This window comes from Achromobacter sp. (assembly GCF_049647645.1).
Lineage (GTDB): Bacteria > Pseudomonadota > Gammaproteobacteria > Burkholderiales > Burkholderiaceae_B > Achromobacter.
In genome coordinates, this window is sequence record NZ_JBARYB010000099.1 from 36,174 (window position 1) to 60,108 (window position 23,935).

The 23,935-nt window shown below is 61.9% G+C and carries 24 protein-coding genes; 14 read left to right on the forward strand and 10 right to left on the reverse strand.

Annotated elements, in window-relative coordinates:
- Positions 1 to 16 precede the first annotated feature (16 nt).
- From WBB14_RS11885 to WBB14_RS11905, 5 genes are all read right to left on the reverse strand, one after another.
- Positions 17 to 580: a 3-hydroxyanthranilate 3,4-dioxygenase gene (locus WBB14_RS11885; RefSeq protein ID WP_424239987.1), complete on the reverse strand. Its 564-nt coding sequence runs from the start codon at positions 578 to 580 to the stop codon at positions 17 to 19.
- A 139-nt stretch (positions 581 to 719) separates the two neighbouring features.
- Positions 720 to 1,691, reverse strand: coding sequence for a LysR substrate-binding domain-containing protein (locus tag WBB14_RS11890; RefSeq protein WP_424239988.1), 972 nt, complete (start codon positions 1,689 to 1,691; stop codon positions 720 to 722).
- Between the two features lie 6 nt (positions 1,692 to 1,697).
- Positions 1,698 to 2,159, reverse strand: a complete 462-nt coding sequence (locus WBB14_RS11895; RefSeq protein ID WP_424239989.1) for a RidA family protein — start codon at positions 2,157 to 2,159, stop codon at positions 1,698 to 1,700.
- A 25-nt stretch (positions 2,160 to 2,184) separates the two neighbouring features.
- On the reverse strand, positions 2,185 to 3,642 hold the full coding sequence (locus WBB14_RS11900) for a 2-hydroxymuconic semialdehyde dehydrogenase (RefSeq protein WP_424239990.1): 1,458 nt from the start codon (positions 3,640 to 3,642) through the stop codon (positions 2,185 to 2,187).
- A gap of 78 nt (positions 3,643 to 3,720) precedes the next feature.
- Complete coding sequence (locus WBB14_RS11905; RefSeq protein ID WP_013396140.1) at positions 3,721 to 4,275, reverse strand: GNAT family N-acetyltransferase; 555 nt, start codon at positions 4,273 to 4,275, stop codon at positions 3,721 to 3,723.
- Between the two features lie 249 nt (positions 4,276 to 4,524).
- Between WBB14_RS11905 and WBB14_RS11910 the strand changes: the two genes are divergently transcribed.
- Positions 4,525 to 5,259: a helix-turn-helix domain-containing protein gene (locus WBB14_RS11910; protein ID WP_424239991.1), complete on the forward strand. Its 735-nt coding sequence runs from the start codon at positions 4,525 to 4,527 to the stop codon at positions 5,257 to 5,259.
- Between the two features lie 82 nt (positions 5,260 to 5,341).
- Complete coding sequence (locus WBB14_RS11915) at positions 5,342 to 5,839, forward strand: MarR family winged helix-turn-helix transcriptional regulator (RefSeq protein ID WP_424239992.1); 498 nt, start codon at positions 5,342 to 5,344, stop codon at positions 5,837 to 5,839.
- An 11-nt stretch (positions 5,840 to 5,850) separates the two neighbouring features.
- On the opposite strand, the gene WBB14_RS11920 is transcribed toward WBB14_RS11915, so the two are convergent.
- The 4 genes from WBB14_RS11920 to WBB14_RS11935 all read right to left on the reverse strand — a co-directional run bounded on the left by WBB14_RS11920 (position 5,851) and on the right by WBB14_RS11935 (position 10,236).
- Positions 5,851 to 6,777, reverse strand: a complete 927-nt coding sequence (locus WBB14_RS11920; protein WP_424239993.1) for a YihY/virulence factor BrkB family protein — start codon at positions 6,775 to 6,777, stop codon at positions 5,851 to 5,853.
- A 201-nt stretch (positions 6,778 to 6,978) separates the two neighbouring features.
- A complete protein-coding gene (gene groL / locus WBB14_RS11925) occupies positions 6,979 to 8,619 on the reverse strand; it encodes a chaperonin GroEL (RefSeq protein ID WP_424239994.1) in 1,641 nt (546 codons plus the stop codon).
- 37 nt (positions 8,620 to 8,656) lie between these two features.
- Entirely contained in the window at positions 8,657 to 8,944 is a 288-nt protein-coding gene (gene groES / locus WBB14_RS11930; RefSeq protein WP_006221616.1) for a co-chaperone GroES, read from the reverse strand.
- A gap of 482 nt (positions 8,945 to 9,426) precedes the next feature.
- Complete coding sequence (locus WBB14_RS11935; protein WP_424239995.1) at positions 9,427 to 10,236, reverse strand: IclR family transcriptional regulator; 810 nt, start codon at positions 10,234 to 10,236, stop codon at positions 9,427 to 9,429.
- Positions 10,237 to 10,318: 82 nt separating this feature from the next.
- Between WBB14_RS11935 and WBB14_RS11940 the strand changes: the two genes are divergently transcribed.
- The 7 genes from WBB14_RS11940 to WBB14_RS11970 are packed head-to-tail and all read left to right on the forward strand — an operon-like array spanning position 10,319 to position 17,348.
- Positions 10,319 to 12,211: a metallophosphoesterase family protein gene (locus WBB14_RS11940; protein WP_424239996.1), complete on the forward strand. Its 1,893-nt coding sequence runs from the start codon at positions 10,319 to 10,321 to the stop codon at positions 12,209 to 12,211.
- Positions 12,212 to 12,243: 32 nt separating this feature from the next.
- Positions 12,244 to 13,212, forward strand: a complete 969-nt coding sequence (locus WBB14_RS11945) for a tripartite tricarboxylate transporter substrate binding protein (RefSeq protein WP_424239997.1) — start codon at positions 12,244 to 12,246, stop codon at positions 13,210 to 13,212.
- 57 nt (positions 13,213 to 13,269) lie between these two features.
- Positions 13,270 to 14,028 carry a LamB/YcsF family protein gene (locus WBB14_RS11950; protein WP_424239998.1) on the forward strand — a complete coding sequence of 253 codons (759 nt, stop codon included), beginning with the start codon at positions 13,270 to 13,272 and terminating at the stop codon, positions 14,026 to 14,028.
- Between the two features lie 49 nt (positions 14,029 to 14,077).
- The gene (locus WBB14_RS11955) at positions 14,078 to 15,046 is read left to right on the forward strand and encodes an ABC transporter substrate-binding protein (RefSeq protein ID WP_424239999.1); all 969 of its coding nucleotides are present in this window, start codon (positions 14,078 to 14,080) and stop codon (positions 15,044 to 15,046) included.
- Position 15,047: 1 nt separating this feature from the next.
- Positions 15,048 to 15,830: an ABC transporter ATP-binding protein gene (locus WBB14_RS11960; protein WP_424240000.1), complete on the forward strand. Its 783-nt coding sequence runs from the start codon at positions 15,048 to 15,050 to the stop codon at positions 15,828 to 15,830.
- Complete coding sequence (locus WBB14_RS11965) at positions 15,827 to 16,585, forward strand: ABC transporter permease (protein WP_424240001.1); 759 nt, start codon at positions 15,827 to 15,829, stop codon at positions 16,583 to 16,585. The genes WBB14_RS11960 and WBB14_RS11965 overlap by 4 nt, the downstream gene beginning before the upstream one ends.
- Position 16,586: 1 nt before the next feature.
- Positions 16,587 to 17,348 carry an ABC transporter permease gene (locus WBB14_RS11970; protein ID WP_424240002.1) on the forward strand — a complete coding sequence of 254 codons (762 nt, stop codon included), beginning with the start codon at positions 16,587 to 16,589 and terminating at the stop codon, positions 17,346 to 17,348.
- A 646-nt stretch (positions 17,349 to 17,994) separates the two neighbouring features.
- Here the strand turns inward: WBB14_RS11970 and WBB14_RS11975 are convergent.
- On the reverse strand, positions 17,995 to 18,894 hold the full coding sequence (locus WBB14_RS11975; RefSeq protein ID WP_424240055.1) for a LysR family transcriptional regulator: 900 nt from the start codon (positions 18,892 to 18,894) through the stop codon (positions 17,995 to 17,997).
- Positions 18,895 to 19,068: 174 nt separating this feature from the next.
- On the opposite strand from WBB14_RS11975, the gene WBB14_RS11980 reads away from it, so the two are divergent.
- The 5 genes from WBB14_RS11980 (at position 19,069) to WBB14_RS12000 (ending at position 23,875) form a co-directional block, all read left to right on the forward strand.
- Positions 19,069 to 20,598, forward strand: a complete 1,530-nt coding sequence (locus tag WBB14_RS11980; protein ID WP_424240003.1) for an MFS transporter — start codon at positions 19,069 to 19,071, stop codon at positions 20,596 to 20,598.
- A gap of 179 nt (positions 20,599 to 20,777) precedes the next feature.
- A complete protein-coding gene (locus tag WBB14_RS11985) occupies positions 20,778 to 21,746 on the forward strand; it encodes a prolyl oligopeptidase family serine peptidase (protein WP_424240004.1) in 969 nt (322 codons plus the stop codon).
- A gap of 146 nt (positions 21,747 to 21,892) precedes the next feature.
- Positions 21,893 to 22,018 carry a hypothetical protein gene (locus tag WBB14_RS11990; RefSeq protein WP_424240005.1) on the forward strand — a complete coding sequence of 42 codons (126 nt, stop codon included), beginning with the start codon at positions 21,893 to 21,895 and terminating at the stop codon, positions 22,016 to 22,018.
- A gap of 186 nt (positions 22,019 to 22,204) precedes the next feature.
- Complete coding sequence (locus WBB14_RS11995) at positions 22,205 to 22,561, forward strand: hypothetical protein (protein ID WP_424240006.1); 357 nt, start codon at positions 22,205 to 22,207, stop codon at positions 22,559 to 22,561.
- A 330-nt stretch (positions 22,562 to 22,891) separates the two neighbouring features.
- Positions 22,892 to 23,875 carry a Bug family tripartite tricarboxylate transporter substrate binding protein gene (locus WBB14_RS12000; protein ID WP_424240007.1) on the forward strand — a complete coding sequence of 328 codons (984 nt, stop codon included), beginning with the start codon at positions 22,892 to 22,894 and terminating at the stop codon, positions 23,873 to 23,875.
- Positions 23,876 to 23,935 lie beyond the last annotated feature (60 nt).

Consider the following 23,935-nt stretch of genomic DNA (forward strand, 5'->3'; position numbering starts at 1 on the left):
ACGGTTTGCGGCCACGCTAGACAGGAGGCGAGGCAGGAGCCGCCTGCGCGGCGGGAGCATGGCCCTTGCCGGGATGGATTTCGCCGCAACCGGGACAGGTGCGTTTCTCGGTGCTGGAATAGAAGGCCTGGAACAGCGGCGGCAGATCCGTCACGATGCTCTTGAGCTGCACCTCCACGCGGTGCACCAGGCTGCCGCATTGCGGGCAATACCATTCGAAGCCGTCCAGCAGGCCCTGCGGGCGCTGGCGTTCTATGACCAGGCAGGCGCTGTCGGCCTCGGGACGTTGCGGCGAATGCCGCACGTGTGGGGGCAACAGGAAGATGTCGCCTTCCTTCAGGTCCACGCGCTCCGGTTTGCCGTCCACCCACAGCGACAGCCAGGCGTTGCCGCGCAACTGGTAGAAGAACTCTTCCAGCGGATCGTCGTGGTAGTCGGTGCGATGGTTGGGGCCGCCAACCACGGTGACGATGAAATCGGCGTCCTGCCAGATCTGCTGATTGCCGACCGGCGGCTTGAGCAGGTGCGCGTGATCGTCGATCCAGCGCTGGAAATTCAGTGGCGGGCCATAGGCGGGCATGAGGATCTCCGGGAGTCTGAGGGCGGACCGCGGCTGCCCCATAGCCCGCAGTCTAGGCGGGACCTTGCGGACCTGCACAATAGAAATTACGCCGCCGGGTATGCGTGGTGTCTATGGCGGGATAACCCTGACCAGAATTTCAGCCAGCGCCGGCTTCGGCGCGTTGCGCGGCAATCTGCTTCAAATAGTCGACCAGGCGCTGGCAGGCTGGCGTCAGCGGGCGGTCCGCCCGCACCGAGTAGCCCACGTCGCCAAACGCGCCGAAGGCGTCGGTGGGCAGGCGGGCCAGCATGCCAGTGGACAGGAAGGGCGCGGCCGCGTCGTAGGGCAGCAGCGCCAGCGCGTCGCTGTGCATCAGCACGCCGATATTGGTCAGGAGGGACAGCGATTCGACATGCCGGGCCGGCAGGCGCAGGCCGGCGTCCAGGAAGCTGCGCTCGATCGAGGCGCGCAGCGGGGAGCTGGGGGCGGGCAGGATCCAGATATGGTCGGTCAGTTCAGCCAGCGCCGCGGGCGGCGCGCCGGCCAGGGGATGGGCGGCGCGCGCCACCAGGCACAGCTCCTCGCGGTACAGCTTGTGATGGTCCACCGCCACACCGGAGATGGACGCCATATCGGCGCCGGGCAGGCGGCCGACCACGATGTCCAGGTCCCCCGTGGCCAGCGCCGGCAACAATTGGGAAGTCGGCCCTTCACGCACGCTGACCTGGATGCCGGGGTGTCCGGTCATCAGGCGGGCAATGGCCTCGGGCAGCAGCTTGGCGGACGCGGCGATCAGCGTGCCCACCACCACGTGGCCGCTGGCGCCGCCCAGCACCGCGTCGATGTCGTCGGCCATGTAGCGGATTTCGGCCATCATGGCGTGGACCCGGCGGCCCAGCACCACGGCCAGTTCCGTCGGCGTGACTCCGCGATTGGAGCGCTCGAACAGGGCGGCGCCGAAGAAGGTCTCCAGTTCGTGGACGGCCTTGGTGACGGTGGGCTGGGTCAGATGCAATTCGCTGGCGGCGCGCGACAGCGAACGGCATGCCAGCACACGCTCGAAAATCTGCAGCTGGTGCAGCTTCAGCTTGCGGCTGAGCGCGTTGGGCGTGATGCGGAAGTCCGACATGCGCCGCTAGCGCGCCTGCGGCTTGTAGGCCACGGCCTTGATCTCGATCAGCAACTGCGGGTGCGGCAGCTGATGCACCGCGACGGTGGTGCGGGCCGGACCATCGGAGTCGAAGTACTCGCCGTACACCTGGTTATAGCCGCCGAAATCGTTCATGTTGACCAGGAAGGTGCTGATCTCCACCACGTCGGCCAGCGTGGCGCCGGCCGTGGCCAGGATGTCGCGGATGTTCTCGATGACGGCGCGCGTCTGCACCCGGATGTCCAGAGTGGCGGTGCCCATCGCGTCGACCTCGGCGCCCGCGATGCGGTTGTCGGGCAGGCGCGAGCTAGTGCCCGAGACATACAGGAAATCGCCGGCGCGCTTGATGTGCGGATACTTGCCGCGCGGCGTGGCCTTGCCGGCGACGACGGTGGCGCTGACGACGGGCTGGCCGGGTCGGCCTGTCTCGGGCTGGGACGGGTTCATCGCGTCTTCCTTTGCGTGGGGTGGGTCAGAGCTTAATGCAGACGTTGGTGGGTTCGGTATAGAAATGCAGCGAATGGCGGCCGCCTTCGCGGCCTATGCCCGACAGGCCGCTGCCGCCGAAGGGCGTGCGCAGGTCGCGCAGGAACCAGCAATTGACCCAGGCCAGGCCGACCTTCATCGCCTGCGCCACTCGATGGCCGCGCGTGAGGTTCTGGGTCCAGACCGCGGCCGCCAGCCCATAGCGCGTGTCGTTGGCCAGGCGGATGGCTTCTTCTTCGGTATCGAAGGGCGCCACATGGCAGACCGGGCCGAAGACTTCCTCCTTGATGCAGCGGGCGTTCTCGGCCAGGCCGGTCCAGATCGTGGGCTGCACGTAGGCGCCTTCGTCGCGCGCGTCGCCGAACACCGGCACGCCGCCGCCCGCCACCACCGTCGCGCCTTCCTCGCGCGCCAGGGCGAAGTACGACAGCACCTTTTCGCGATGTTTGCGCGACACCAGCGGCCCCATCTCCGTGGCGGGATCCATGGGCCAGCCGATGCGCAAGGCTTCGGCGCGCGCCGCCAACGCCGCGACGAAGCGCTCATAGATCGGGCGTTCGACGTAGACGCGCTCGGTGCACAGGCAAACCTGCCCGCAATTGGCGAACACCGATTGGGTCACGCCGTCCACCGCGGCGTCGAAGTCCGCGTCGGCGAACACCAGCGCCGCGTTCTTGCCGCCCAGCTCGAAGGACACCGGCTTCACGCCGGGGGCAACCGCCCGCATGATGGCGGCGCCCGTGGCGGACTCGCCGGTGAAGGTGATGCCGTCGATGTCCGGGTGCGTGGTCATGAATTCGCCCGCCGAGCCTGGACCAAAGCCGTGCGCCAGGTTCAGCACGCCGGCCGGCAGGCCGGCTTCGTGCGCGACCTCGGCCAGCAGGGTGGCCGTGGACGGCGTGACCTCGGACGGCTTCATGATCACCGTGTTGCCGAAGGCCAGCGCGGGCGCCACCTTCCAGGTCAGCAGCAGCAGCGGCAGGTTCCAGGGCGAAATCACGCCCACCACGCCCAGCGGCTTGCGGTAGGCGTAGTTCAGCGCCTGCCTGCCGTCCGGCGTGTCGGTCATATAGCTTTCCATGTCCAGCGTGCGCGCCAGTTCGGCGAAGGCGCGGAAATTGGCTGCGCCGCGCGGAATGTCGATCTTGCCGGCCCAGCTCACGGGCTTGCCGGTGTCGCCGATCTCGGCCTGCAGGAAATCGTCGAAGCGCCGCATGATGCCGTCGGCCAGCGCCAGCAGATGGTCGGTGCGTGCGGCGACCGGCAGTCCTGCCCAGGCAGGCAGCGCTCGATGCGCCGCCGCCACGGCGCGGTTCACCTGGTCGCGGCCGGCCTCGTGGACCTGGGCGATCAGGCGCCCGTCCACCGGGTTGTGCTTGTCGAAGGTGGACGCGCCGTCTTCGAAGCGGCCGTCGATGTAGTTGCGCAGTTGTCGGATCGTCATGTTCAGGGCTCGATCAGGATGCAAAATAAATACGTATACGTACTATATTTTGGATCATAGACAGCGGCCCGCCTCAAGTCAATGCGATTTCGAAGCCGCCAGCGTCTGCCATTCTTCCTTGCCGATGCGGCTGACATGCTCCGTCCGGTAGTCGTTCATGAACTGATTGAACTTGTTCTCCTCGGTGTGATGATGCTTGAAGCCGCACTTTTCCTGGGCCTTGCGCGACTTCTCGTTGTCGGCGAAGTAGCCGCACCATAGCGCGTTGAAGTTCAACGTTTCAAACGCGTGGCGCATCAGCTCCCTGACGGCTTCAGGAATCAGTCCGTGGCCCCAGAACGGCACGCCGATCCAATACGCGATTTCGGCTTCATCATCGGCAATGTCGAAATTGCTGTCCTTCCCCATGAGCAACGCCACCAGGCCTATGGCGGTGTTGTCTGCCTTCAGTGTCAAGGCATAGGCCAGTGGCCGCGAAAAAATCGTCTGGATGATCTCCCGGCTATGTTCGACGCTTGTATGCGGGGGCCAGCCCGCGGCGGGGCCAATCCGTTCGTCGCTCGCATACTCAAACAGGCTCGGCGCGTCGTCGGTGTGCCAGGGCCGCAAGATGAGGCGTTCGGTGCGCAGCATGATTTCCCTTCCTTTCAGCAATGAAAACAACAGCTGGAATTCTAGGAGTTGCCCACGCGATTGATAACAGACAGTCTTGAGTAGATAAGGTAATTATGAAAACAAAGAGCCGGAATTTATGAGGATTCCTTTAAAATTTATGCATAAATGAAAACTCTCTCTCAACTCTCGGATACGGGCGCCGAAGACTTCTGCATCGGTCTCTATGGGTTCGACGGACAGGTAGGGCACCCCTTGGCGTTGTCGTATGTGGCGGTGTTGATCTGCCGCGAGGGCAGCGCTGAGTGGGAAGTGAACTTCAAGCCTTACCGCATGAAGAAAAACGATCTGCTGGTCCTGGCGGAAGACACCATCGCGCTCATCAAACGCAAGTCGGATGACTTCTCATGCGTCTGCTATTTGATGAACCGGTCCATCGCCGCGGAGATTGCGCACGCCCTGCCCAACAGCCTGTTTTCCTTCTTGAGCCGTTCGCCGTTCTTCGCTGCGGAAAAGCTGTCGCCACAGTATTCAAGGGCCTGGGAGGGCCAGGCCGCGCTGATCCATGAGCAATGCGACACCTACAAGCGGACCATGATCGTCAACCATGTCCAGAACCTGTTCTTGTGGATTTGCGAAAAGACGGACGGCCTGGGAGCCGGCATGAAGAATGACTTCAGCAGATCGGAGGCGGTCTGCTGGAAATTCTGGGAACTGATCTCGGAGCACTGCGCGCAACAGCGCGGGGTGGCATTCTATGCAGGGCTGCTGCACATCACTCCGTACTACCTGTCGCAGTTGAGCAGGAGGTTCTTCAATGACGCACCCAAAACGCTGATCGACAGGCAGGTCGTGCTGGAGATAAAAAAGCGCCTTACCCAGCCCGGGAAATCCGTGCAGCAGATTGCGGAGGAGCTGCATTTCGCCGACGCCTCCTACTTGGGCAAGTTCTTCAAGCGCCATACCGGCGTGGGGTTGACCGACTACCGGAAAGGCAGGGCATGATGAAGCCTGAAAGGGGCGTGAGCTATCTTATAGAACTGCGGAACAATGCCAAGACCGCCGACATCCATCCCTTGGAAGCCCGATGACCGCTACATCCCGACGTGCCCCCGCCGACCAGGCCGCTCCCCAGGCCTTGCAGGCGTTCGATCTGACCCAGGTCGCGTCCCATCTGCTGCGCCGGGCTCATTTCCGGGCCGAAGCCCTGTTCGCCCAGGCCTTTCCCGACGAAGATCTGACTCCGCGCCAGAAGGCGCTGCTGATCACCGTCTACCAGAATCCGGGCGCGACCCAGAATCGCATCGCCGAACTGATCGCGCTGGACCGCAATTCCTTTGCCGAAATGATCGCCCGCATGACCAAGAAGGGCTACGTGCGCCGCAAGCGTTCGGCCCAGGACGGCCGGGCCTATGCGCTGGAGATTACTGAAGAGGGCATCGCGCTGCTGGCGCGCATCCTGCCGCAGGACGCCGCCGTGGAAGCGCAGGTGCTGGCGCCGATACCCGAGGAGCTGCGGCCGGCATTCCTGAAATGCCTGCGCCTGATGGCGGGGCTGGAGCAACAGGACGATGCCGCCGCCTGACGGCGCCGGGTTCAGGCGTCCGGAGCGGGAGTTGAGTCCGCCGGCGTAGGCGCGGACGTGTTGTTCCTGCCAAAGCGCAGCGCGAACTGACGCGTGAAGACCGCGCCGAAGAAGAAGATCTGCGCCGAGTAGTAGATCCACAGTAGCAGCGCGATCAGCGATCCCGCCGCGCCGTACGCGGACACCGCCGCGCCCCGGCTGAGATAGACGCCTATGCCCCACTTGCCGACCAGGAATAGCGCCGCCGTCACGATCGCGCCGGGTATCACGTCCGGCCAGGAAATCTTGGCGCTGGGCAGCAGCTTGAAGATCACCGCGAACAGCGCCACCACGATGGAGAAGGAAAAAAAGTTGGAGATCCATTCCGCCACCAGCGCGAAGGACGACGCTGTCCACAAGTCGCCGTAGTAGCTGCGCGCGGCGGCGAGGCCCGCGTTCACGCTCAGCGAAACCAGCAGGAACAGCGCCAGCACCAGCACCAGGCCGAACGACAGCACACGGCTGCGCACCATGCCGTGCAGTCCGCTTTTCTGGTTGGCGGAAACTTCCCACAGTTCATCCAGGCTGGCCTTCAATTCCGCGAAGGCCGTGGTGGCGCTGAAGATCAGCACGAAAATCGAGATCAGCGCCGCGATCCAGCCGCCGCCCGATTCATGGGCGCTGGCCAGCACCGTCTGGATCACCTCTGCGCCGCGATCGCCGATCAAATCGCGCAGCTGCGTGAACAGCTCCGAGCGCACCGCGTCCTCGCCAAAAAATGCGCCCGCCACGGCGATCACCAGGATCAGCATGGGCGCCAGCGAAAACACCATGTACAGCGCCAGCGCCGCGCCCTTGCTGGAAGCGCGATGGGTGGACCACTGCTTGGCGGAGTCCATCAACAGCCCGCCGATTTCGGCCGGGCGCATTACACGCAACAGGGTCTTGGGAAAACGCATGGGGCTAGGCTCGTTCTGCGGACCCTTCATTGTAGGGACGCATGCGCCTCGGCGAAACCCGCAGATTGTGCGCAAACGTGTTCTTTGGCGAAGTCGCGTTGCGGCAGAAAAAGAAAAACCCCCGGGGCGAAGGACCGGGGGTTTCTCAGGATACTGCGTTCCCCGGCCGAAGCCGGGGAGGCCTTGCAAGGGTAGCGGGACTTAGAAGTCCATGCCGCCCATGCCGCCCATGCCACCGGGCATGGCCGGAGCAGCGGGCTTGTCTTCGGCCAGTTCGACCACGGCAGCTTCGGCGGTCAGCAGCAGGCTGGCGACGGAAGCGGCGTTTTGCAGGGCGGTGCGGGTCACCTTGGTGGGATCCAGCACGCCTTGCTCGACCAGGTCGGTGTACTCGCCGGTCGCGGCGTTGTAGCCGTAGTTGCCCTTGCCGTTCAGCACGTTGCTGACCACGACGCTGGCTTCTTCGCCGGCGTTCGTGACGATGGTGCGCAGCGGCTCTTCGACAGCGCGCAGGATCAGCTTGATGCCGGCGTTCTGGTCAGGCGTGTCGCCCTTCAGGTCGGTGATGGCTTGCTTGGCGCGCAGCAGAGCAACGCCGCCGCCAGCCACAACGCCTTCTTCCACTGCGGCGCGGGTAGCGTGCAGGGCGTCTTCGACGCGAGCCTTCTTTTCCTTCATTTCGACTTCGGTGGCAGCGCCAACGCGAATCACGGCAACGCCGCCGGCCAGCTTGGCCACGCGTTCTTGCAGCTTTTCACGGTCGTAGTCGGACGTGGCTTCTTCGATCTGGATGCGGACTTGCTTGACGCGAGCTTCGATCGACTTGCTGTCGCCAGCGCCGTCGATGATGGTCGTGTTTTCCTTGCCCACTTCGATGCGCTTGGCTTGGCCCAGTTCAGCCAGGCCGGCCTTTTCCAGCGACATGCCGGTTTCTTCGGAGATCACCGTGCCGCCCGTCAGGATGGCGATGTCTTCCAGCATGGCCTTGCGGCGGTCGCCGAAACCAGGAGCCTTGACGGCGGTCGTCTTCAGGATGCCGCGGATGTTGTTCACAACCAGGGTGGCCAGGGCTTCGCCTTCGACGTCTTCCGCGATGATCAGCAGGGGACGGCTCGACTTGGCAACTTGTTCCAGCACGGGCAGCAGGTCACGGATGTTGCTGATCTTCTTGTCGAAAATCAGGACATACGGATCTTCCAGAGCGGCAACTTGCTTGTCCGGGTTGTTGATGAAGTAGGGCGACAGGTAGCCGCGGTCGAATTGCATGCCTTCGACGACGTCCAGCTCGTTTTCCAGCGACTTGCCGTCTTCGACGGTGATGACGCCTTCCTTGCCGACCTTGTCCATCGCGTCAGCGATGATCTGGCCGATGGAGGTGTCGCTGTTGGCGGAGATCGAGCCGACCTGGGCGATTTCCTTGCTGGTCGTGACCGGCTTGGATTGCTTCTTCAGTTCAGCGACGGCGGCGGCGACAGCCTTGTCGATGCCGCGCTTCAGGTCGATCGGGTTGAAACCGGCGGCAACGTACTTCAGGCCTTCCATGACGATGGCTTGAGCCAGCACCGTGGCGGTGGTGGTGCCGTCACCGGCGTTGTCGGAGGTCTTGGAGGCAACGTCCTTGACCAGTTGCGCGCCGATGTTTTCGAACTTGTCCTTCAGTTCGATTTCCTTGGCGACGGAGACGCCGTCTTTGGTCACGGTCGGGGCGCCGAACGAGCGCTCCAGCACGACGTTGCGACCCTTGGGGCCCAGGGTGGTCTTGACAGCGTTGGCGAGAACATTCACGCCGCGGACGATGCGCACGCGGGCGTCGTCACCGAACAATACTTGCTTGGCAGCCATTTCTTAGCTTCCTTCGAAAATTCGTTTGAGGCGGGGTTTACTGGACCACGGCGAGGATTTCGTCCTCGCGGATGACGAGCAGTTCTTCGCCGTCAACCTTCACGGACTGGCCGGCATACTTGCCGAACAGCACCTTGTCGCCAGCCTTCAGGTCGACCGGCAGGATCTTGCCGTCTTCGGTCTTCTTGCCGGGGCCGACGGCCACGACTTCACCCTGGTCGGGCTTTTCAGCGGCGCTGTCGGGGATAACGATGCCCGATGCAGTCTTGCGCTCGTTTTCGAGGCGTTTGACGATCACGCGATCGCCCAGGGGACGCAAGGCCATGAGGAACTCCTGTTGCAAAAAAGAGAAGGAAATGATCGGTTAGGCCCGGGAGCGCTTGTTAGCACTCACCGGTGTCGAGTGCTAATTATAGGGATGATGTTCTAGGGTTCAAGGGGGAGGGAGGGGGCTGTTACATATTCGGGGAAAGCCTGGTAGCCCCGCTGCTGTCGAATTTCATTCAACTGTAGAAGTTCATTGAAGATGCAAGTTTGCTCAATTAACTTGAAACGTAACAAACGTGTAGATACCTACCTGGAGCGGATTTTCGGCCGGTTGATGCTAGAAGTTGTGTGCAAACAAAGAGATTCAGGCCGAAAGGGCATGTTCTTGCCGATAGCTTTGAACATCGCTAACGATGAAAATGCCTGCGCCGAGACCATCTAAATTGACGCAATGACGAAGGATTCGTCTAAGTTGGCCCGCGGCATGACGCGTGCTGGTATGTCTTCAGGTCTCATGCACATTCGGAGGGGGGCGGGGGTTCACACGTCCACGCCCAACCGTCGGTCTATGCTTTGCGCCAGCTGCACAAGGCGCGGGCCGTACTCTTCTTCGATCCTGCCGCTTTTCACCACCTCGATCGGCTGCGTCAGGTTGACCGCCAGCGGCAGGTCGCCGGCGCGGTAGCGCAGCGGCACGGCCAGCCCCGCCAGTTCCGGACGCCAACTGCCATAGCTCGTGCAAAAACCGTTGCGCGCAATCTGCTCGAACGACTGTTCGAGCGAGGCCTTTATGGCGTCCGCATCAAGCCCTTCCCGTGCCACCAGCAAGGGAAGCAACATGTCGCGTTCTGCGATTCCCTGTGCATACAGCAGCGCGCGTCCGATCGCCGTGTGCAGCAGCGGGCGAGGCGAACCGATGTCGGGCTTGGCGCCGTTGTTGCCGCGATCGTGGATGGTGTCCACATAAACAACCTGCAGCAGGTCGCGGGTGCCGATGGAAATCGGGCCACCCGCAGCTTCGGACAGCGCGGCCAGCTCGTGTTCGGCCACGCGCCGAACCGTCAATTGCACCAACAGCGGATAGATCAGCGACAGCACGCCGGGCGCCAACGAATAGCGTTTGCTGGCTTCGTCCTTGCGTAGATAGCCCAGCGTCACGAGCGTGAACGTCAAGCGCGCAACTGTGGGGCGGGACAGCCCCAGCGCGTCCGAAATTTCCTTGTTGCCCAGCGCAGGCTGGTTGGCCGAGAAGCAGCGCAGTACGTCCAGCCCGTTGGCCAGGGTCGAGGCGAAGCGCGGCTCGCTTTCGAGCTCCTGCCGCGGCCTTAGGGAAAACGGCAGGTCAGCCATGATTGACACCCCTCCTTAGAAGAATATATAAAACGCATGTCCAATAAATATTCATCAATTCCACTATATTGAATTATAAGCCATGAACAGCAACTTTACCAGCGGTAGTCGGTTAATGCGTTTCGCGGTGGTCGCCGATTCGCACCTCAATCCTGCCGACGCCGGCAATACCTCGCCTTGGCAGACCAACCACCAGGCCAACCCCCGCAACGAAGTCGTGGTGGCGGCCATCAACAAGATCGCGCCGGCCTTTACCGTGCATGTGGGAGACGTGGTCCATCCCTTGCCGCACTCCAGCGACTATGACGGTGCGGCGGATTTCGCGAACTCGCTTTATCGCGGATTGAACGCTCCGTTCTATATCGCCCCGGGTAACCACGACATCGGCGACAAGCATCTGCCCGGCAATCCGGCGGCCTGTATTTCGGACGACAGCTGCCTCAAGTACGAACAGCACTTCGGCGTCCAATGGCAGGCGTTCGTGCAGGATGGAGTGTGCTTCGTCATCATCAATGCCTGCCTGCTCGGGTCCGGGCTGCCGCAGGAGGAAGCCCAATGGCAGTTCCTCCAAAGGCGCTTTGCGGAAGACGCTGCGGCCGGCAGGCGCATCTTCCTGTTCACCCACTACCCGCCCTACGTCACGCAACCCGACGAAGAGAACCACTACGACAACATCGACAGCGGCCCGCGCCAGCGCCTGCTGGAGCTGACGGCGCGCTTCGGCGTCGAGGCGCTGTTCGCGGGGCACGTCCACACCTTCTTCCTGAACCGCCATGAGGGCATGTGGTCGTACGCGCTGCCGTCGTCCACCAACTTCCGCCAGGACTACGCCGAACTGTTCCGGACGCAGCCGGGCGAGGAACTGGGCCGCAACGATCTGGGGAAATTCGGCTTCTTCGTCGTAGACATCCATGAACGCGGCCACATCGCCCGCTTCGTGCGCACCTACGGTGCGACCGACCGCAAGCAGGGCGAGGAGATCGCGCTGCAGGTCGACGGCGACGTGCGCGCGCACGCCGCAAGCACTGTGGGCGCTGATTTCCGCCACGACTGGACCCGCATCGAAGCGCTGCCGTACAACCCGCCGCTGGACGCCTTCGTGCGCAAGCGCGTGCGCAACGACTACTACGTGTTGAACCTGTGGGATGCCGGGCTGCGCAGCGTGCGCATTCCCATCCAGGACATCCGCGACGACCGGGCGTTCGAACGCGTGAAGCTGCTGAGCGACATGGGCCATCGTTTCACCGTGTTCGGTACCTCGGAGCCTGAACCCAGGCTGATGGACCGGCTGGCTGGCTTGGGCGCCGGACTGGACGCCTACGAATGGATAGGCCCGGACGGCGCGCCGGACGCCAACGCGCTGAGCCTTTACGCCGCGCACGGCATACCGCTGTATCTAGCCCCGGTCATGCAGCCGGCGGCCGAGCCGGGCAAGGGCCATTACGACCACGTCATGAACTGCGGCCTGAGCCTTGCCGAATTGCCGCTGCTGGCGCGATTCGACACAGAGCCGCGACCTCCGCGGCCGGCGGGCGTCGTGGTGCGTATCGGCGGCGACGAGCCGGTGCTCGAATCGGTCCAGCGCGCCCAATCGGAAGCACAGCGCTGCGGCGTACCCATTGCCGTCCACATCAACCTGGCCAACCGCAAATCTTCGGCGGTGAACGACGACGACAAAATGCTGGCCGCGCGCGTCGCCGAAGCGGCTATTGCGAAGGCGGCCTATCCGGACGTGCTCATGACCCTCGACACCTTCATGGACATCGACCGCGGTTACTTCGCCCGCAACGGCCTGGTCGACCGGCGCAACAACCCGCGTCCGGCGGCCGCGGTGCTGCACCGCCTGTCTCAACGCCTGGCGGGACGCGCCGTGCAGATCGAGAGCATCGTGCGCGAAACGCAGCGCGCATCGCTGCACCTAACCGTAGACGGCCAGAGCCTGGACCTCGTCATCGGGCCGGACATCTCGTTCTGAGCACGCCGGAAAAATTGAAAGGGGAAGCCAATATGAAACACTCCATCCTCGCAGCCATCGCGCTCGCATGCGTGCTGACGATGGCGCAAGCTGGCGCGCAAACTTGGCCCGAGCACCCGCTACAGATGATAGTGCAGCTGCCTCCTGGTACCACCACCGACGCGGTGGCGCGCGACATTTCCATGCGCATGGAAAAGGAACTCGGCAAGTCGGTAGTGGTGGTGAACAAGTCCGGGGCTGGCGGCATCGTCGGCGTGTCCAACCTCGCCCGCGCCAAGCCTGACGGTTATACGCTGGGCACGGTCAACTACCCCGCGCTGACCATCATTCCGCATCTGCAGGCCGTGCCCTACGACCCGCTCAATGACTTTACCCACCTGGCGGTCGTAGGCCCGTACGACTACGGCATTTTCGTGCGCGCCGACGCACCGTGGAAAACCTTCGCGGAGCTGGTCGAATACGGCAAGGCCAATCCCGGCAAGCTTTCGTTCGGCACACTGGGGGCAGGCACCACGAACCAGCTGGTCATGAGCCGACTGGGCAAGGACCTAGGCATGCAATGGGTGTTCATTCCCTACAAGGGCGACAACGAAAGCGTCACCGCGCTGCTTGGCGGCGAAGTCGACGTCGTCAACGGCTCGGCCAACGCCACGCTGCCGCAAGCCAAGGCCGGCAAGCTGCGCATGCTGGCCGCGGCCGGGACCAACCGCTGGTCGGCGTTGCCGGACGTACCCACATTGCGCGAAACCGGATTGGTCGACTACGCGCAAACCTCGTATTTCTCGCTGGCCGCGCCCGCCGGCATTCCGCAGGCCGCACGCGAAAAGCTCGCCCGCGCGTTGCAGAAAATTCTGACCGACCCGGCGGTGGTGGCGTCGTTCCAGGAGCGCTATGGGCAGGCTGTGCACTACCAGGACGGCGCCTCCTATGCCCAGACCATTACCGACGACTACCGCCGCTGGGCAACCCTGGCCGAGTCCAAGGACGCCAAGCCGCAATAGCGCAACCGTGATATCCGCCATCGCGTGTCCGCGGTGGCCAAGTTTCAGGACACCATCATGCAAGTCAATCTGAACGCCGACATGGGCGAATCCTACGGCCGCTACAAGCTCGGCGACGACGACGCTCTTATCCCTTATGTAAAAAGCGTGAACATCGCCTGCGGCTACCACGCGGCGGATCCGGGCACGATGCTGGCCGCGGTGGCCCTCGCACAGCGTCACGGCTGCGAGGTGGGCGCGCATATTTCCTATCCCGATTTCATGGGGTTCGGCCGCCGCCGCATGGAACTGTCCGAACAGGAAGTTTATGAGATCAGCGTCTATCAGATTGGCGCGCTTCTGGGATTCTGCAAGACGCGGGGCCTGCGGCTGAACCACGTCAAGCCGCACGGCCAGCTGTTCCTCACCGCGGTCCGGGACCCGACGACGGCTCGCGGAATCGTGCGCGCGGTGAAGGATGTGGATGAGGAACTGCTGCTGATCCTGTCCGGGGCTGTCGTCCAGGAAGCCTGCAACCAGCATGGCATCCGCCTGGTCAAGGAGGCTTTCGTGGACCTGGACTACAACTCGGACGGATCACTGATCCTGGACCGCGTCCGCGGGCCGCGCGATCCGCAGAAGGTGGCTGCCAATGCCTTGTCGCTAGTGCGCGATGGCGGGCGCCGCGCGATCGACGGCAGCTGGCTGCCCATCGCCGCCGACTCCATCTGCCTGCACGGCGACATGGAAAACGCTGTGGAACTTGCCCGTGCCGTCAATGAAGCGCTGGCGCAGGCGGGTTGTGAAGTCGCCGCGCTGCGGCCCAACAAGCGCTGATCGGCGTCGCCACGCCGGCTCGTAATCAGGTTGAAAAGAGGAGTTCTCCATGAAAAAGCACTTTTTCAAAGCCATCCTGCTGGCTTGTTTTTGCGCGGCGTCCCTGCCGGCTGCTGCAAGAACAATACGCATCGTCGCAGGTTCGAGCCCGGTGTTCGCGCCCGTTTTCGTCGCGGACAAACAGGGATTCTTCAAGGAGCAAGGGCTGGACGTGACGGTGCGCCCGTTCACCAGCGGAGCGGAAGCCACCGAAGGGTTTCGCTCGGGCGCGGCGGATTTCCTGGTGGCCAGCGACGTGCCGCTGCTTTACCTGCTGTCGGGTGGCGACAGCGTCATGCTGGGCCAGTTCTCCGCCAATCCCGACATGCTGGTTGTGATGGGCCCCGGTGAGATGCGGGATGCGGCGTTCCTGAAGGGCAAGCGGATCGCCCTGGTGACCAAGTCTTCTTCGGAATACCTGTTGAACAACTACTTGAAGTCGGCGGGCCTGTCTTTAGCCGACGTGCGCACGGTAAACCTGGCGCCGTTCGACCAGGTTGCGGCCCTGCTGCGCGGCGACGTGGACGCGCTGTCCACCTGGAAACCGTTCGATTCCAAGATCCTGCAGATGGGCAAGAACAAGTACGGCGTCGCAACCTGGGGAGAAAAGCAGGGCTACGTGCTGTACTCCGGCATCGTGACCAAGCGCGAGTTCCTGCAGGGGCATCGCGAGGAAACGGTGAAGATCATGAAGGCCTTGAAGAAGGCCGCCGATTTCCTGGCTTCGGCCGACATGAAGCAGCAAAGCGGCGTGTTGGCCTCCTACCTGAAATCCACACCCGACGACGTGGCCGCGGTCATCGCCCATAACAAGTGGGACATGACGGTGACGCCCGCCTTCATCGCCACGATGCAGTCGATCGAGTCCTTCCTGGCCGACGGCAAGCTCATCTCCAAGCGGGTCGACTGGAACAGCGCCTACGACTGGACTGTGCTCAAGGACGTCGATCCTTCTTTGGTCTTGCCGGAGCAGAAATGACATGGACAAACGCGAATGGACGCAGCTGAACCTTACAGGGGTCAGCAAGAGTTTCGACGGCAGGACCTCGATCCTGGACGGTATCGACCTGGCCATCCCCAGGGGCAGTTTCATGTGCGTGCTGGGGCCCAGCGGTTCGGGTAAAAGCACACTGCTCGACCTGGTGGCGGGGTTCGAGGCCCCGACCTCGGGCCGCATCAGCTACGACGAGACGGAAATCCATGGACCGGGCCCCGACCGGGCCGTGGTGTTCCAGGATGTCGTCAATTCATTGTTTCCGTGGCAGACGGTGTTCGAGAACGTCGAATTCGGGCTGAAGGGCAAGGTGTCCGCTGAAGAGCGCGCCGCCCGGGTTCGCGCCGCACTCAACACGGTCGGCCTGTCGGCGCACATGCACAAGTTTCCGGCGGAGCTGTCCGGCGGCATGAAGCAGCGTGCGCAGATCGCGCGCGGCCTGGTCATGGACCCGGCCATGTTGTTGATGGACGAACCGTTCGGGGCGCTGGACGCCATCACGCGTCGCCATCTGCAGCTGGAACTGAAGACGTTGTGGCAGCGCACCGGCAAGACGGTGTTGTTCATCACCCACGACATTTCCGAAGCCTTGCTGCTGGCGACTGACATCGTCATCCTCTCCAGGGGGCCTGGCGCCAGGATCATCGCCCGGTTCCGGCGCGATGAGATACCTTCCGACGGCCCAGCCGATCCACGCTACGCCCAAGCCTACCGTGATATCGAACTGGCCATCGAAAACCAGAAATCGGCCGAGAGCGTACCGGTATGAAGAACGTCATGCCTGTCACGGGCGGAATTCTTGCGATGCTGCTGCTGTGGTCGCTTGGCGCGTGGTGGCTGGCCACCCCGCTGCTGCTTCCCGGTCCACTGGAAACCGTTCAGCGCGCGCTGGCGTTGACGCTGTCGGGGGAGCTGCCGCAGCACATTCTGAGCAGCCTGGTCCGCTTGCTGGTGGCACTGCTGGTTGGCGTGCCGGCTGGCGCGGTCCTGGGCTGCGCGCTGGGACGGTGGGCGGCGCTGGACGCCATGGTCAACCCTTTCGTGCGCATGTTCAATTCGATTCCCGCCATCGCCCTGGTGCCGTTCAGCCTGCTGTTGTTCGGCGTCAGCGAAATATCGCGCTACGCGTTGCTCTTCTACACCGTGTCGCTGACGGTCCTGCTGAGCGCCAGGCAGGGCGTGCGCAGCGTCCCGGGCCTGCGCTTGCGGGCTGCGCAGATGCTGGGGCTGAGCCAGCGTGCCATCTTCTTCAGGGTCATTCTGCCCTCGTGCGTGCCGCAAATACTGGCCGGCACCAGGACGGCGGTAGGCCTGGGCGTGATGGTCGTGGTGGCTGCCGAGATGCTGGGCGCCGACAGCGGCGTGGGCTACCTGATCATGCAGGCACGCTCTCAGTTCGACGTCGGCAATCTCATGACAGGCATTTTGACGCTGGGCGGGCTCAGCATCATGCTGGACCGCGTGTTCGTGTTGGGCTCCGAGAAACTGCTGCCCCGATGGTCGCCAAAATACAGGATCCGCTGATATGAAATTGTCCCATTCCCGTAGATTGACGTTGTCGCTCTGCTCGCTCGCTATAGCTACCGCCGTCTGGTACGCGGTGGCGCGCAGCGTGGCCCAGCCCGAGCTGTTTCCAGACCCCTACGCCGTGCTGAAGGAATTCATCGAACTGTTGGGCACAGGCGTCCTCGAAAGCGCCCTGTGGAGCAGCCTGTCGCGCGTGGCCATCGGCTATGTCGCCGGCAGTTGCGCCGGCGTTCTTACTGGCGTGGTCCTGGGCCGGGTGCCGCTGCTGGCGCGCTCGTTCGGCCCCGTGTTCGATTTTCTCAAGGGTATTCCTCCCATCGCGCTGATCCCGATTCTGGTGGTCTGGTTCGGCGTCGGCGAAACCTCGAAGTATCTGGTCATTGCCTACATCGTCTGGATTGTCGTGGCGGTCAGCGTCATGGCAGGATGCCGGGAGATTCCACTAATCCGCCTGCGGGCGGCAGCATTCCTGGGCTTATCGGCGCGTGGCACCTTTTTCCATGTGATTCTTCCGTCGCTCCGACCGTATGTCCTGTCCGGCATGCGCAGCGCCATCGGCTTTGCCTTCGTGGCACTAGTGTCGGCCGAACTGCTGGCCGCCAACAGCGGGATCGGCCACATCATCATGGACGCGCGCTTTTCGCTGCAAACCGCAAAGATGCTCGCCGGTATTCTGTGCCTAGGCGCCCTGGGCGCCTTGCTGCAATGGGGGTTCGACGCCCTGACCGAACGTCGATCCCGCCAGCGGGCACGACCTTAATGAAATAGCAGTTCGAAACCTCGCCGCCTATGTCGTTACGCGAGTGGGCGGCGGTCGCGCGGGCTTTTCAACTTAAGTGAACTTTCACGGGGAATTGTGCAAGCTAAGTGAATCATCGGTTGCAAGTCAAATGCATCAACAGAACTTAAGTCATTGATTCAATGGCAGTTGATTTTTTAATTTGAATGCTCTCCAACAACAAGTGCATAGATCGCGCTGGCGTGCGGCTTCTAGCGGAGTGCTGCCCTTTCAGAACAAAAGTTGCTCGCCCTGCGCATTCCGGTACAGGGGCGCTATGGCGAACTTGTGGTTCATTGAAGTTGAAAAAACCGAAGGAAATGGTTCATTCAACTTGGGAATCGGCCGAAAAAGTTCGCTATGGATGGCGCGGAAGCCGTCAGAAGGGGCCTCGCGAGTCGCCCGGCAGGGCAGGGTGTCCGCGACTACCGGGATTCGAAATCAGGCGGTGGGACCCTACGAAGACATACACCAGGCGGCCCAAGTGACGGAGGCGAGCGACCCGCGACTTCGTTTCAATTTTGATTGGACGTGCGGTGGAGTACTTTCACGCGGCCTCAGCCAAATGCCGACATGCGAAAATTCTTAACCTGTGAAAAATAAAATCAGTCTGCTTCATGAACCGGGGTTAAACAAGATTCGGCTCGGAAAATAGATTCTCTGCCATGAAATCTACAAATGCCCGGACCCGGGGGGATAGCTGCCGATTGGACGGCCATAGGACCCAAAACGTGCTGGAACTACCCGCCCACCGATCCAGCACAATCTGAAGCGCGCCACTTTCCAATGCCGGTTGGACGGCAAAGTCCGGCAGGCAGGCAATGCCGTGGCCCTGCACAGCCATATGTAGAAGCGTCTCGACATGGTTGCTGGTCATGCTGGCCGTCAGACGAATCACCGTCTCCGACGGGGGCCGGATCAATGGCCATTTCTCTAGCGTGCCGGTAGTCGGAAATCGGTGCATCAGGCAGGCGTGTTGCGTCAATTCTTCCGGATGGAGCGGCGTACCTCGTTGTGCGAAGTAACCAGGCGCGCCGACATACACGAAGCGGCTGCTGCCCAGGCGCTTGCTCATCAAACGGGAGTCGCTGAGTTCGCCCGTACGCACCACGGCATCGAAGCCTTCGTCTATGACATCCACTAGCCGGTCGCTGAAGTCCAGATCCAGCTCAATCTGCGGATAGCGATGGGCAAAGGCCGACAGCGCTGGCAGCATCAGACCGCTGACCAATGGCAGGCTTACTCGCAGGCGGCCGCTAGGACTGGCGGTTGTGCTGGCCAACTCATTCTCCGCCGCGGCGATTTCAGCCAGGATTCGTCGACAGCGGTCAAGGAACAGTGTGCCCTCTGGTGTCAAGCTGACGCTGCGGGTACTGCGCTGAAATAGGCGCACGCCGAGCTTTTCCTCGAGCCGGGCTACTCCCTTGCTGATGGCCGACGCGGAGACGCCCAATTGGCGCCCAGCAGTTGCGAAGCTACGCACATCAGCGACCAGAACAAAAATTGTCATACCACTCAGGCTATCCATTTTGCCTCCAATAAGTGACAAACTAGTCATGTCAGCAATGAATTTACCCATATTTTTGTCAAATTGATTCCCCTGTAGCATTAATCGGGAGTGCCACAGCGGAACTCCACCCACGCCTTAGCCGGCGCGGCGTGAGGATTCCTGCGTGGCTTTAGCCTATTGCCTGGATACCCGATGACAGCCAGTACTTCAGCCGCAGGCTCGACAGCCTACAAAGCACCATTAATCTTGACTGGCTGCCTGACAGCAGCGGTCATCCCACTAAGCATCGCCGGCCCCGCTGTGGTCGTGCCCTCAATCAATCAGGCTCTTGGGGGGAGCGCCGCGGAACTTGCTTGGATCATCAACGCCTACATCCTTACCTACGGCAGTGCGACGCTAGCTGCAGGGAGTCTAGCGGACACGTATGGTCGCAAGCGGCTTTGGTTGGCTGGCATGGTTCTGTTCGCGCTCGTAACGGCTGCAATTCCTTTCATGCAATCCGTTCTATGGATCGACATTTTGAGGCTGATCCAGGGGCTGGGAGCAGCTGCAGCGTTCGCGGGCGCGATGGCCGCATTGACACAGGAGTTCGACGGACACGCGCGGACTCGTGTTTTCAGTTTGATCGGGACGACCTTTGGCGCGGGAGCTGCATTTGGCCCGTTCCTAGCCGGACTATTGATCGATAGCGTGGGTTGGCATTGGGTGTTTCTACTGCCGGCATGGGTTGCACTGTTTGCTTCCGTCCTGATCTTGCTATTCGCACGTGAAACACGTGATCCCGAAGCGACAGGGTTGGATTGGCCCGGAGCTATCACCTTCACTGCCGGGCTCGCTGTGCTCACCTACGGCCTCATCCTCGCCCCTGAGAAGGGCTGGGGCCACACGTCGGTACTTACTTCTTTGGCGGGTGCCGTTGGACTGTTGATGGCCTTCGTCTTCATTGAGCTGCGGCGAGCCAAGCCTATGCTCGACCTTTCCCTATTCGCTAACGCGCGCTTTGTAGGAGTGCAGGTGTTGGCGGTTGCGCCGGCCTATGCATACATCGTGCTGCTCATCATCTTGCCCGCCCGATTCATCGGGATGGAAGGCTACAGCGCATTCGCGGCGGGGAAGATGATGATTGCGTTATCTGCGCCATTACTGGTGGTTCCTTTCATCGCAGGCCAACTGGCGCGCTGGATCAATGTTGGAGTGTTATCAAGTATTGGTCTTGTCATCGCTGCGGTCGGTTTGTCCTGGTTGAGTTACGGTATCGCTGGCGATGTCCAAAGTAACCGCTTGGCCGCGATGCTGCTGATCGGCGCGGGTATCGGTTTGCCATGGGGCCTTATGGACGGTCTGGCGGTCAGCGTGGTACCCAAAGAGCGGGCCGGCATGGCGGCGGGGATCTTCAACGCGATTCGTCTGGCTGGGGATGGCGTCGCCATCGCAGCGGTCGGGGCCATCCTGTCTGCGCGGATTCTATCGGGCTTGGCAGCTGCAGCGGAGGATGGCGCGTCAGGTCACATGAAAACGAGCGAGTTGGTGAAGGCTTCGAATCGGCTAGCGATGAGCGACCTGCAAAGCGCCATGGCTCACCTACCGATGATGGAACAAGATTCTTTGCTGCGGGTGTATGAGAGCGCCTTTCAGTTCCAGCTCCTTGTCTTGGCAGCTGCTGCGGCAGCGACAGCAGTTTTGGTATTTCTACTGTTGGGAAAAACGAAGATGCATCACTGAGTCGCGCAGGCTCATGGCAGAGCCTTGCAACGCGTGGGTCATCAGCAAGTGGAAAAAAGGCGGCTACACTCCTTGCCGCATTGATAGGTCGTCAGGTGTGAATGCATGCCATATCCTGTTGATCATCCGAACACGTTGGAAGGCGGGATTACTCTGACAATGAGGTACGAGAATTGGCGATGATGGGACGGATCGGTGTGTGCCTGTGGGTAGGGTTGGCCTTCGCGCTGACCTTGTCTGCGCGAGCGGCAGCGACGGTCACAGCTGTCGATATCGCGACGCAGCAGCTGGTGCGCGCCGACGGTTCTTCTATCACCTATTACTTGACCCAGCGCGACCCAGACCGGCAATCGGAGCAACTGCTGCTGGTAATACAGGGCTCGGACTGCAATAGCGTTAGCCGAATCAAGGCGATCCCCCAGTACCTGAGCCAAGTTCTGCCTCAAGCGGATGTGCTGACGGTAGAGAAATATGGCATTGATGCAAGCCTTCCCTATGTAGATGGAATTGATCGGGCTGATTGTCCGGTCGCCTATCTGCGGCACGACAGCCTGACGCAGCGGGCACAAGACCTGGAAGCCGTGGTAGCCGATGTACTGCGCACCCATGCGTATCGTCACGTCGTTGCCATGGGAGGTAGTGAAGGTGCAGTGGTGGCGCATCTGCTGGCCGCAAGGTCACCGCATATTGCCGCGACCATTGCCTTTAACGGTGGTGGCCAATGGTTCATGGACGACCTGCTGCATAGTGTGCGCAGCGAGCCCATGTCTGTAGTCCAGCAAGGACAGGCCGAACAAGGCATGCGGGACTTTATCGATCACGTCCGAAGCCAGGCTTCAAAGGATCTGGTTGTCAGCGATCATGGCTATCTCTGGTGGAGCGACGCGCTGGCGTTGGATCATCTGGCCCTGCTCAAGAAAATCTCCAAGCCGGCACTCATCATCCAGTCCGGACGCGATATATCGGTGTCGCCACCGGCGGTGCTAGATATGGTGGCCAAGCTGCGTATCTCTGGCAGTCGCAACATCCACTACCGCGCCTATCCTGAACTCGACCATCGGTTGGCTGCTCCGGACGGGACTGGTCGCATGCCCGAAGTGGTGAACGACATGGCTGCATGGTTGCGTGAGATTCTGGGCGAGCAATGAGCTCTGTGCTGCAAGAACCTACAGGCACGGTGTCTAGATGATTCTCGCTGCGGTGCCCATGCCGCTTCGAAAATTTCACTAGCGTTCAATACCGCAAAAAAAGCCCAATAATTGAAAGCCAATTGGCTTTGAGTCAGGCGTTTCTCATGATCGAAGTACCACGCGCGCATCCCGAGCTGCATACGGACCGCGTGCAGTATCTCGCCCGGCAATTCGCCGGAGAGCCGGCTTACCGCCATAGCGGATTGCGACTGGACGAGATGTTGCACTGACCGCTTGAATCCACAATCGCCAAAAATGAGGGATTACCAACACGCGGGGGGAAACAGCCCCCAGTACGCTGCGATATCAGCCATAATCAATCCTACCTGGCCCCGAGTGATGGCAGGCGTTCAGTTTTCGCTCCCACATAAACCGGTAGCGGGTGGGCCGTAGCGTACTCAGTGCGGAATGTCTCAATGATGACACCGGAAACGCCAGATGACGACTTGGTACGGACCCGCAGCCACAGGCCACGCGAACTGCCCCAGGGCTTTCGGGCTGGATTGATTACGGCCATCACGGTATTGCTCGGCTTTTCGCTGGGTTTCCTGCGCTACTGGGGCTTCGACGCGCCGGGCGATTGGAGCGCGCTGTCCGTGCTGCCGGGCGTGTCCCTGTTGCTCGCCAGCCTGCTGCAGATAATTGCTCTTTACCGGGCCTTGCGTTTGGAGGATGAAGCCGAGGATGAATACCGGAAAACCGTGCGATGGTTCATCGCGTCGGCGATGCTGCTGTTGCTGGGTGTGACAGCGGCGTTGTGGGAGGTGGCGTGATAGGAGAAGGATTGGAGCGGGTTAAGGGAATCTAACCTGCGTAGCGGCCAGTGCTGCCAATCCGCTTGGCGGCAGACCTTGCAATAAGAACGGGAGACTCGAATTGGAGTCATCCCGTTTTTTTTGTTCGAACTAAATCCGTCTCGATAAGCCGCGCCTGTCGCCGGCAGTTAGGGTTATCCGGGATTCTTTATGCTTAAACTTTTGTGAAGAATGAGCGGCGGATGCAGGGCCGCCGCCGCGATGAGGCATCAAGGCGGTTCACCGTGGTGCGGCATGTGACGCACCGTGCACGGGATCGCGGGGTGACCCCCCCATAAGGAGAATCGCATGCTGCTGCGTAGACGTTGTCTGGCCATGATGATGCTGGCGCTGACTGGCTGGGCGACGGGCAGCCATGCGCAAACGCCGTCGCAAGCCTGGCCCGTCAAGCCCGTGCGCCTGGTCGTGGGGCTGGCACCCGGAGGGCTGGTCGACGTGCTGGCGCGTACAGTGCAGCCGCACTTGGCCGAGGCCTTGAAGCAGACCGTTATCGTGGAGAATCGGGGCGGTGCGGGCGGCAACGTGGCGGGAGCCGAGGTTGTGCGCAACGGTGGAGACAACCACACCTTCTTGCTCAATCCATCGACGACCGAATCGGTCAACCCACTGATGTTCGCCAGCATGCCGTTCGATCCGCAGCGGGACCTACGGCCGGTTGCCTTGCTGGCCAACAGCCAGTTGTTCCTGTTTGTCCGGTCCTCGCTTGGCGTCGATACGCTCGAAGAGTTTGTGGAATACGCGCGCAAGCGGCCCGATCCTCTCAATTACGGTTCGGCCGGAAACGGCACGACGCCGCATCTGGCCGGCGAGCTGCTCAAGCAGGCTACCGGCATGCAGGCCACCCATGCGCCGTATCGCGGCGTGGCGCCGGCGATACAAGACCTGGCAGCGGGCCAGATCGACTTCGCGTTTGGACCCGCCACGGTCTTTCCCATGGTGCAAGCGGGCAAGCTGAAGGTACTGGCGGTGGCGAGCCGGCAACGCGCTGCCGTGGCGCCCGACATACGAACCTTCTCTGAGGCCGGCATCGACGGTGTTTTCGCGGACAGTCTGTTCGGCGTGTATGCCGCCGCTGGCACCCGCGACGATGTGGTCGACCACATGAACGCCGAGATCAACAAAGTGCTTGCGCGGCCGGATATCCAGGCGCGCTTTCTCGATGCGGGCGCCGAGGCGCTACCGCTGCGCGTGGCCGACTATGCCGCGCGCGTGCAGGACGAAAAGAAATTGTTCGCCCCGTTGATGAAGTCGTTGGGGCTAAAGGAACAGTAGATCGAACAACGATAAAAGCTCCGCCTGCGACCTGCATGCCCTCGGATTCGGCCGCCGCGT

Bases quoted from the DNA above. Each gene is read 5' to 3' on its own strand.
- WBB14_RS11960 (WP_424240000.1), top strand. From the start codon at position 15,048: ATGGACAAACGCGAATGGACGCAGCTGAACCTTACAGGGGTCAGCAAG.
- WBB14_RS11895 (WP_424239989.1), bottom strand. From the start codon at position 2,159: ATGAACCCGTCCCAGCCCGAGACAGGCCGACCCGGCCAGCCCGTCGTC.
- groES (WP_006221616.1), bottom strand. From the start codon at position 8,944: ATGGCCTTGCGTCCCCTGGGCGATCGCGTGATCGTCAAACGCCTCGAA.
- WBB14_RS11980 (WP_424240003.1), top strand. From the start codon at position 19,069: ATGACAGCCAGTACTTCAGCCGCAGGCTCGACAGCCTACAAAGCACCA.
- WBB14_RS11975 (WP_424240055.1), bottom strand. From the start codon at position 18,894: ATGGATAGCCTGAGTGGTATGACAATTTTTGTTCTGGTCGCTGATGTG.
- WBB14_RS11990 (WP_424240005.1), top strand. From the start codon at position 21,893: ATGATCGAAGTACCACGCGCGCATCCCGAGCTGCATACGGACCGCGTG.
- WBB14_RS11970 (WP_424240002.1), top strand. From the start codon at position 16,587: ATGAAATTGTCCCATTCCCGTAGATTGACGTTGTCGCTCTGCTCGCTC.
- WBB14_RS11950 (WP_424239998.1), top strand. From the start codon at position 13,270: ATGCAAGTCAATCTGAACGCCGACATGGGCGAATCCTACGGCCGCTAC.
- WBB14_RS11965 (WP_424240001.1), top strand. From the start codon at position 15,827: ATGAAGAACGTCATGCCTGTCACGGGCGGAATTCTTGCGATGCTGCTG.
- WBB14_RS11940 (WP_424239996.1), top strand. From the start codon at position 10,319: ATGAACAGCAACTTTACCAGCGGTAGTCGGTTAATGCGTTTCGCGGTG.
- WBB14_RS11900 (WP_424239990.1), bottom strand. From the start codon at position 3,642: ATGACGATCCGACAACTGCGCAACTACATCGACGGCCGCTTCGAAGAC.
- WBB14_RS12000 (WP_424240007.1), top strand. From the start codon at position 22,892: ATGCTGCTGCGTAGACGTTGTCTGGCCATGATGATGCTGGCGCTGACT.
- WBB14_RS11890 (WP_424239988.1), bottom strand. From the start codon at position 1,691: ATGTCGGACTTCCGCATCACGCCCAACGCGCTCAGCCGCAAGCTGAAG.
- WBB14_RS11935 (WP_424239995.1), bottom strand. From the start codon at position 10,236: ATGGCTGACCTGCCGTTTTCCCTAAGGCCGCGGCAGGAGCTCGAAAGC.
- WBB14_RS11905 (WP_013396140.1), bottom strand. From the start codon at position 4,275: ATGCTGCGCACCGAACGCCTCATCTTGCGGCCCTGGCACACCGACGAC.
- WBB14_RS11945 (WP_424239997.1), top strand. From the start codon at position 12,244: ATGAAACACTCCATCCTCGCAGCCATCGCGCTCGCATGCGTGCTGACG.
- WBB14_RS11920 (WP_424239993.1), bottom strand. From the start codon at position 6,777: ATGCGTTTTCCCAAGACCCTGTTGCGTGTAATGCGCCCGGCCGAAATC.
- WBB14_RS11985 (WP_424240004.1), top strand. From the start codon at position 20,778: ATGATGGGACGGATCGGTGTGTGCCTGTGGGTAGGGTTGGCCTTCGCG.
- WBB14_RS11885 (WP_424239987.1), bottom strand. From the start codon at position 580: ATGCCCGCCTATGGCCCGCCACTGAATTTCCAGCGCTGGATCGACGAT.
- WBB14_RS11915 (WP_424239992.1), top strand. From the start codon at position 5,342: ATGACCGCTACATCCCGACGTGCCCCCGCCGACCAGGCCGCTCCCCAG.
- WBB14_RS11955 (WP_424239999.1), top strand. From the start codon at position 14,078: ATGAAAAAGCACTTTTTCAAAGCCATCCTGCTGGCTTGTTTTTGCGCG.
- groL (WP_424239994.1), bottom strand. From the start codon at position 8,619: ATGGCTGCCAAGCAAGTATTGTTCGGTGACGACGCCCGCGTGCGCATC.
- WBB14_RS11995 (WP_424240006.1), top strand. From the start codon at position 22,205: ATGATGACACCGGAAACGCCAGATGACGACTTGGTACGGACCCGCAGC.